Origin of the sequence: Microcystis aeruginosa LEGE 91341, from assembly GCF_015206885.1 — a bacterium.
GTDB classification, from domain to species: Bacteria; Cyanobacteriota; Cyanobacteriia; order Cyanobacteriales; family Microcystaceae; genus Microcystis; species Microcystis aeruginosa_H.
On record NZ_JADEXY010000047.1, the window covers coordinates 23,514 to 30,161 of the forward strand.

Here is a 6,648-nt window from a genome sequence, read left to right on the forward strand (position 1 = left end):
ATCCTTTAAGGATTCGGGATCGATCGCACCAGCAAAGTCAGAATACTGGTTAATACTGCCACTACCACGGGAATAATCAACGATTTTGATCCCTTAAGGTCAGAGACATCCTGAATTAAAGCGTCCTGTGTTCCCTCTACTTTTTCCAATCGCCTATCAATACTTTTGAGTTCGGGTTTCACCTCGGCCATATCTACTTTTAGATCAGCGACATCTTTCTGTAAAGAGTCTAACTTGCCTTCGATTCTTGTTAGAACAGTTTCTAGGGAATAGGTGATAGTGACGGGGGATTGACTCATCTGAATTTCCGGGAACATTCGATCGCCTAGTAATATTGTCGGCTATTCTTGTAGGTGATACACTCTTTACCAATGTTCTAAAATCAGTCCATCTACATAATTAAAATCAGTATCATCTGTCACCAATACCCAATTATTTTCTATACATTGAGCAGCAATCCATAGATCATTCATGGGTATGGGTCGTCCTTTGCGCTTCAAAGCTAACCGAGTTTGAGCATAAACCGAGGCAGTTTCTTTCCCCAACGGTAAAACCGTACAGGCTTCTATAAAATCCAAATAACGAGGTAAATTTTGTAAGGGGCGCGTGGAATTTTCCGCACCAAATAGTAACTCTCCCACCACAACCATTGGTAAAATGATTTCTGGTAGTACCAGCACTCTTTTAGTAACCCCTACGTCTCCATTTAAAAAACGAATTGCTGCAGAAGTATCTAAGGCAATTTCACCACTCATTGACATCTACCTGACGACATTCTGTTTTAATGGCTTGTTGTAGTTCTTGTGCCTCTGAATCGCTTAAAATGCCTGAAAACTTGGCCAGAGGATGACTGTTGCCTGTTGCCTGAACTCGATGTAAAAAATCTAACACGGTTTCTATTAGATCATCAGGTGCTTGTTCGAGTTCTTGAATTAATTGTTGACGATGGTTCATAGACAGTCTTAACGAGTAATACAGTAAATGTGATGACTACCTTGAATTCTCAATAATTCCCATCCGTGACGCTCTAAAATTTTGGCGAACTTTTTCCCGGAAATCGATTTCATATTGCTATCTCTAGAATCCGAGTTGTCGGATCGTTCGGCAAGGATTCCACATCTATGGATAGACAACCTTCGATCGCCTCGTGTAAATTCTCTAGTAGTTCCTCGAAAGTTTCTGCTTGGGTGGCACAGCCGGGGAGCGCCGGGACTTCCCCCCAGAAGCCACCTTCCTCCGCCTCGTGAACGATAACTTTCATTTTCATTACTTATCTCCTAGATCGATCAATGGGAGGGATGGATAGATAAATTATCACCACCCCTAAAATCTAACATTTCTACGGGGTTGTGTAAATAATCAGTCTTCAATAACTGGATTTAGTCTAAATATTGTAGGCTGTTTTTGTAGGTGATGCAATCCTTACCAACGTTCTAAAATCAGCCCATCTACATAATTAAAATCAGTATTAAGACTGATAACTGATAACTGATAACTGATTCAAGGCTGACAGCTATATTAATCCACGGTGCGGCGAATTTGAAGACAACACCATTCTTGACGTTTCCACAGGGCAGCCACTGTCCAGCCTTGAGGTTCTAAAATATCTGTAACTGCTTGTGCTTGGGTGAAGAGGATACCGCTTAAAATTCCCCAAGTATTCGGTTTTGCTAGAAGGGTGATTTCCGGCATTAAAGCGATAATTGTCTCGGCTAAAATATTACAAACGATGCCATCAACACCATCGGGAATTAATTCTAATAACTCCTCGACACTACCCTGACTAACAGCTAAATTTTCGGGGTTAATCCCGTTGAGATGGCGATTACTGCGCGTCGCATTCACCGCAAGGGGATCTGTATCGACAGCATAAACTTTTTTGGCACCCAATAAAATCGCTCCGATCGCCAGTATGCCGGAACCACAACCGATATCGGCGATAATTTTGCCCTCTGGTTGGCTACTTAAAGGCATTTCTAGGGATTCTAGACATAATTGGGTGGTGGGATGCGTTCCCGTGCCGAAAGCGGAACCGGGGTCAATTTTAATCACCAATCTCTGGTTATTTTCCGGGGGATTTAACCAAGCAGGACAGATCAAGAAGCGATCGCCGATTTCGCTAATTTGCCAGTGTTGTTTCCAACTGCTGGCCCAGTCTTCCTCGTTGATTAACTGCCAATGGCTAACAGGTTCAGAAAAACCTAAAATCAAAGCATCCTGCTTTAACCAGAGGCTTAGTGCCTCTAAATCGAGCAATTGCGCTTTAATTTCTGGTATATAGGCCTTAACCTCTAAAGAGGATTGTTTTTTAGCAGTGGCCGTTCCCGAACAGCCAAAATCTTCCAGTCTCCAGAAAACCGTTTCTTCGAGACTAGGTTCGCACAAAACCGTAATTTCCCACCAACTATTAGACATATATAAGTTATCAGTGATCAGGGATCAGTTATCAGATTTGAGTTTTCAGTCAACAGTAATAAGTGACAAGTGCGGAGCTTTCTTTTCACTTATTACTGTTCACTGTTTACTGATAACTGATTTAATCTAGAGTTTCACTGTGTAAGCATCGCGGATACCGGGGACTTTAGTAATTTCCGAGAGCAGACCTTCCGGTAGAGGATCATCGAGACTCAGGGCCATAACCGCATCACCGCGAATAATTTTGCGTCCTACCTGCATACTGGCGATATTGACGTTAAAACTGCCTAAAAGTGCGCCAATTTTGCCGATAATACCGGGCATATCTTGGTGAAGGGTGAATAACATATGATTACTCGGAGGCACGTTAATGGGGAACTCATCGAGGTCAGTAATGCGGATTTCTCCCGTACTTAACAGCGCTCCGGTGACGGAATGAGTCCCCATGGAACCATTAGCTTCCAAATGAATCGATCCCGAATAGTCGCGGGTGGAAGCATCCCGGGTTTCGATTACCCGGATACCGCGTTCCTTAGCTTCGATCGCCGCATTAACATAGTTTACCCGTTCCCGGAGAGCTTGGGAAAGTAAACCCTTAATTGCCGCCACCACCAGAGGTTGACTGTCTTTAGTGGCCAATTCTCCCTGTAAACGGACATTTAACGAGTCACAGCGACCTCCTGCCAACTGACTGACGAGATTACCCATAGTTTCCGCTAATTGCAGATAAGGGCGCAGTTTTTCCATAACATCGGGAGTTAGTCCGGGGATATTAACGGCCGAACGCGCTGGCAACCCGAGGAGGACATCGCGAATTTGTTCGGCCACATCAACAGCCACACCCACCTGTGCTTCCGTAGTCGATGCACCTAGGTGGGGAGTGAGAATGACGTTAGACAATTCTCTTAATCTAGATTCGCCTAAAGGTTCCTGTTCAAACACATCCAAGGCTGCCCCGGCGATTCTACCGGATTCGAGGGCTTCAATTAAAGCCAACTCGTCGATAATGCCGCCTCTGGAACAGTTAATGATGCGGACCGTGGGTTTCATCTTAGCGATGGTTTCCCGACCGATGAGATGCTGGGTTTCGGGAGTTTTCGGGACGTGGAGGGTGATAAAATCGGACTCGGCAAAGAGTAGATCCAGATCCACCAGGGTGCAACCGAGTTGATCGGCGCGTTCTTTGGAAATAAAGGGATCGTAGGCGAGAATTTTCATGCCTAGGGATCTAGCTACTTTGGCGACGTGGGAGCCAATTTTACCTAAACCGACGACTCCTAGGTTCTTTTTATAAACTTCTGTGCCGATAAAGCGATTTCTTTCCCATTTATTCGCTTTTACCGACTGATTAGCATCGGGAATATGACGGGAGAGGGATAACATCATGGCCAAGGCGTGTTCGGCAGCGGCGATCGTGTTACCTTCGGGAGAGTTAACGACAATAATCCCCTGACGAGTGGCCGCAGGAACATCGATATTATCGACTCCTACCCCCGCGCGGCCGATAATTTGCAGTTTGCTGCCCGCTTCGACGATTTCTTTGGTGACGCGGGTACTGGAACGGAGCATCAGTGCGTCGTATTCGGGGATAATTTGAATGATTTCCTCGGCGGATAGTCCTGTTTTCACGTCCACTTGGGCAACCTGTGACAGAATTTCTACTCCTACCGGATCGATCGAATCGGATACCAGAACTTTGGCCATAATCTTTATAACGTGCTTTTTTCAGTCTACGGGCAAATGCTAGACCAATATTGGTATCTAGCCGCAATAGCCCATTCTAGAAGCAAAGGGGGCAGTCTATGGCAAAATTAGCGAAAAGATTTTAGGTTGTCATTCTTAATTGTCGTCCATGGGGTTGATGTCAGGCTCTTGCCGTTGTCACTGAGATATGGCTAATTTAATCACGGTGGTGATCGAGTTTTCCGCTTCTTTTTCTAAGGCTTTTTCTAGGGCTGCCATTGCTTCTGTTTGAAAATTTCTAAGTAGCTGATTATAATTAAATTAAGAATAGATTTTAGGTTCGATCCCCCCTGCCCCCCTTGATAAGGGGGGTTTCTGATAATTTTTAACGTCTGCCTAATTATCATGTTCACACAGTAGAGAAAAAGCCAAAAACCTCCGTTATACTTAACGGAGGCTGGATAATTAATTAACAATTTTTGGCTACAATTTCGCCCCACATTCAGGACAGAATTTATTATTCCAACTGTTAACCGCGCCACAACTGGGACAATCGAGCATTTCACAACCCTTGGTGACAATTTTCGGTAAACCAATCATACGCGCATTACTTTGACCGGGGGCGACCATGGGATAACAATTTTCATCCTTAGTCACGATCGCATTGACTAAAACTGGACCATCATAGGCCAACATTTCGGCAATTTTTGCGGCTAATTCCTCTCGATGGCGAATAGTAATCCCTTTAATGCCGTAAGCTTGGGCTAACAGTTCCACATCTGGCATTCCCACTTCCATATTGGAATTAGAATAACGTTCCCCATAGAAAGCTTCTTGCCATTGACGTACCATACCCTGCCAACCATTATTAATAATAATCGTCTTGGCATGAATATTAAATTGGGTTAGGGTGCCTAATTCCTGTAGATTCATTTGGAAACTGGAATCACCACTAATACAGATGACCTCCTCATCGGGAATGGCCACCTTTACCCCCATCGCAGCCGGTAAACCGAAACCCATCGTCCCCAATCCCGCGCTAGAAACCCAACGTCGGGGACCATTTTTGAGGAATTGGGCTGCCCACATCTGATGCTGGCCCACATCGGTGGTGTAGTAGGCGTGGGGTGCTTGACGGCCCACCTCAACGATCACTTCTTGGGGGGAAAGTCTGCCTTCCGGTCGGGGGACTTGCAGGGGATAATCTTGGCGCCAGCGATCGATCTTGGCCAACCAGGCTTGGCTGCGATCGAGATTAGTGGGATAATCAAATTCTCTGGCTTTGTGGAGTATTTGTTCTAAAACTACCCGCACATCCCCGACAATCGGCACGTCAGGGGCGCGATTTTTGCCCACTTCCGCCGGGTCGATATCCACATGGATTACCTTAGCTTTCGAGGCGAATTCGTCCAATTTCCCCGTTACTCGGTCATCAAAACGAGCGCCGACTGCAATTAATAAATCACACTCGGTCACGGCAAAATTAGCGTAGGCAGTGCCGTGCATTCCTAACATTCCCACCGAGAGGGGATGATGTTCATCAAAAGCACCGATCCCCATTAACGTGGTAGTGACGGGTAACTGAAAACGCTCGGCAAACTCGGCAATTTGGGCGTGGGCATTAGCTGCGATCGCACCTCCGCCAACGTACAGTAAAGGTTTTTCGGCGGTTTCCAAGAGATGTAAAGCGGCCTCGATTTGACGGCGATTGCCCTTAACCGTGGGACGATAACCGGTTAGTTTCACATCTCCCGGTTCGACGGGGATATAATCGCATGGTTCTAAACCGACATCTTTGGGAATATCGACTAAAACCGGTCCCGGTCGTCCTGTACTGGCGATATGGAAGGCCTCAGCGACAATTCTCGCTACTTCGCTGGCATTTCTAGCCACATAGGAATGTTTAACAATCGGGAGAGTAATGCCATAAATATCGGTTTCTTGGAAAGCATCGGAACCGATGGCTGCCCGACTCACCTGACCGGTGATAATTACCATCGGGATGGAGTCCATGTGTGCGTTAGCGATGCCTGTCACCAAATTGGTCGCCCCGGGGCCGGAAGTACCGAAACAGACTCCCACTTTGCCGGTGGCCCTAGCGTAGGCATCGGCGGCATGGGCGGCCGCTTGTTCGTGGCGCACTAAGATATGTTGTAATTCTCCCCGTTCTTCAAAGCGGTAGAGTTCGTCATAGATGGGCAGGATCGCACCGCCGGGATAACCGAAGATGTGCTTAACACCATGACGTTTGAGACTGTCCATCAAGGCATAAGCACCAGAACAACGCTGGGGAACCGTTGTTAAAGAGTCATTGGGCTTGGGAAGTGATGAAACCACAGGGCAAACCGTCCAATTTCTAACTAGAGGGATAATTGCGATTCTGTTGCCTAGGATGCAACTTGAAAAATAGCAAAATTGATAACCTTATACTTTTAGTGTATTCCATCTGACCTTTTTGGCTGCAGTTTTTTTTCTTTTTGCATCTTATCCATGCAATATCTGGGAAGTGGGGTGATGGGGTGTGGAAATTATGAATTATGAATTATGAAT

The 6,648-nt window shown here is 45.9% G+C and carries 8 protein-coding genes; all 8 read right to left on the minus strand.

What is annotated here, in order from left to right; translation table 11 throughout:
* Positions 1-5 precede the first annotated feature (5 nt).
* The 8 genes from IQ234_RS09365 to ilvB all read right to left on the minus strand — a co-directional run bounded on the left by IQ234_RS09365 (position 6) and on the right by ilvB (position 6,435).
* On the minus strand, positions 6-299 hold the full coding sequence (locus IQ234_RS09365; protein WP_193956895.1) for a shikimate dehydrogenase: 294 nt from the start codon (positions 297-299) through the stop codon (positions 6-8).
* Between the two features lie 66 nt (positions 300-365).
* Positions 366-755 (minus strand): type II toxin-antitoxin system VapC family toxin, encoded by a 390-nt coding sequence (locus IQ234_RS09370; RefSeq protein ID WP_193956891.1) that lies wholly within the window; start codon positions 753-755, stop codon positions 366-368.
* Positions 745-954 (minus strand): hypothetical protein, encoded by a 210-nt coding sequence (locus tag IQ234_RS09375; RefSeq protein ID WP_185239110.1) that lies wholly within the window; start codon positions 952-954, stop codon positions 745-747. The genes IQ234_RS09370 and IQ234_RS09375 overlap by 11 nt, the downstream gene beginning before the upstream one ends.
* Positions 955-962: 8 nt before the next feature.
* Positions 963-1,067 carry a type II toxin-antitoxin system HicA family toxin gene (locus IQ234_RS09380; protein ID WP_409815553.1) on the minus strand — a complete coding sequence of 35 codons (105 nt, stop codon included), beginning with the start codon at positions 1,065-1,067 and terminating at the stop codon, positions 963-965.
* Entirely contained in the window at positions 1,064-1,267 is a 204-nt protein-coding gene (locus tag IQ234_RS09385; protein ID WP_193956892.1) for a type II toxin-antitoxin system HicB family antitoxin, read from the minus strand. Before IQ234_RS09385 ends, IQ234_RS09380 begins: the two co-directional genes overlap by 4 nt.
* A gap of 251 nt (positions 1,268-1,518) precedes the next feature.
* Complete coding sequence (prmA, locus tag IQ234_RS09390) at positions 1,519-2,415, minus strand: 50S ribosomal protein L11 methyltransferase (protein ID WP_193956893.1); 897 nt, start codon at positions 2,413-2,415, stop codon at positions 1,519-1,521.
* Positions 2,416-2,541: 126 nt separating this feature from the next.
* Positions 2,542-4,119, minus strand: coding sequence for a phosphoglycerate dehydrogenase (serA, locus tag IQ234_RS09395; protein ID WP_002791535.1), 1,578 nt, complete (start codon positions 4,117-4,119; stop codon positions 2,542-2,544).
* Positions 4,120-4,581: 462 nt separating this feature from the next.
* Positions 4,582-6,435, minus strand: a complete 1,854-nt coding sequence (gene ilvB, locus IQ234_RS09400) for a biosynthetic-type acetolactate synthase large subunit (protein WP_193956894.1) — start codon at positions 6,433-6,435, stop codon at positions 4,582-4,584.
* Positions 6,436-6,648 lie beyond the last annotated feature (213 nt).

Excerpts from the sequence above, each read along its gene's own strand:
- IQ234_RS09380 (WP_409815553.1), bottom strand. The coding sequence starts at position 1,067 with ATGAAATCGATTTCCGGGAAAAAGTTCGCCAAAATTTTAGAGCGTCAC.
- prmA (WP_193956893.1), bottom strand. The coding sequence starts at position 2,415 with ATGTCTAATAGTTGGTGGGAAATTACGGTTTTGTGCGAACCTAGTCTC.
- IQ234_RS09365 (WP_193956895.1), bottom strand. The coding sequence starts at position 299 with ATGAGTCAATCCCCCGTCACTATCACCTATTCCCTAGAAACTGTTCTA.
- IQ234_RS09385 (WP_193956892.1), bottom strand. The coding sequence starts at position 1,267 with ATGAAAATGAAAGTTATCGTTCACGAGGCGGAGGAAGGTGGCTTCTGG.
- IQ234_RS09375 (WP_185239110.1), bottom strand. The coding sequence starts at position 954 with ATGAACCATCGTCAACAATTAATTCAAGAACTCGAACAAGCACCTGAT.
- IQ234_RS09370 (WP_193956891.1), bottom strand. The coding sequence starts at position 755 with ATGAGTGGTGAAATTGCCTTAGATACTTCTGCAGCAATTCGTTTTTTA.
- serA (WP_002791535.1), bottom strand. The coding sequence starts at position 4,119 with ATGGCCAAAGTTCTGGTATCCGATTCGATCGATCCGGTAGGAGTAGAA.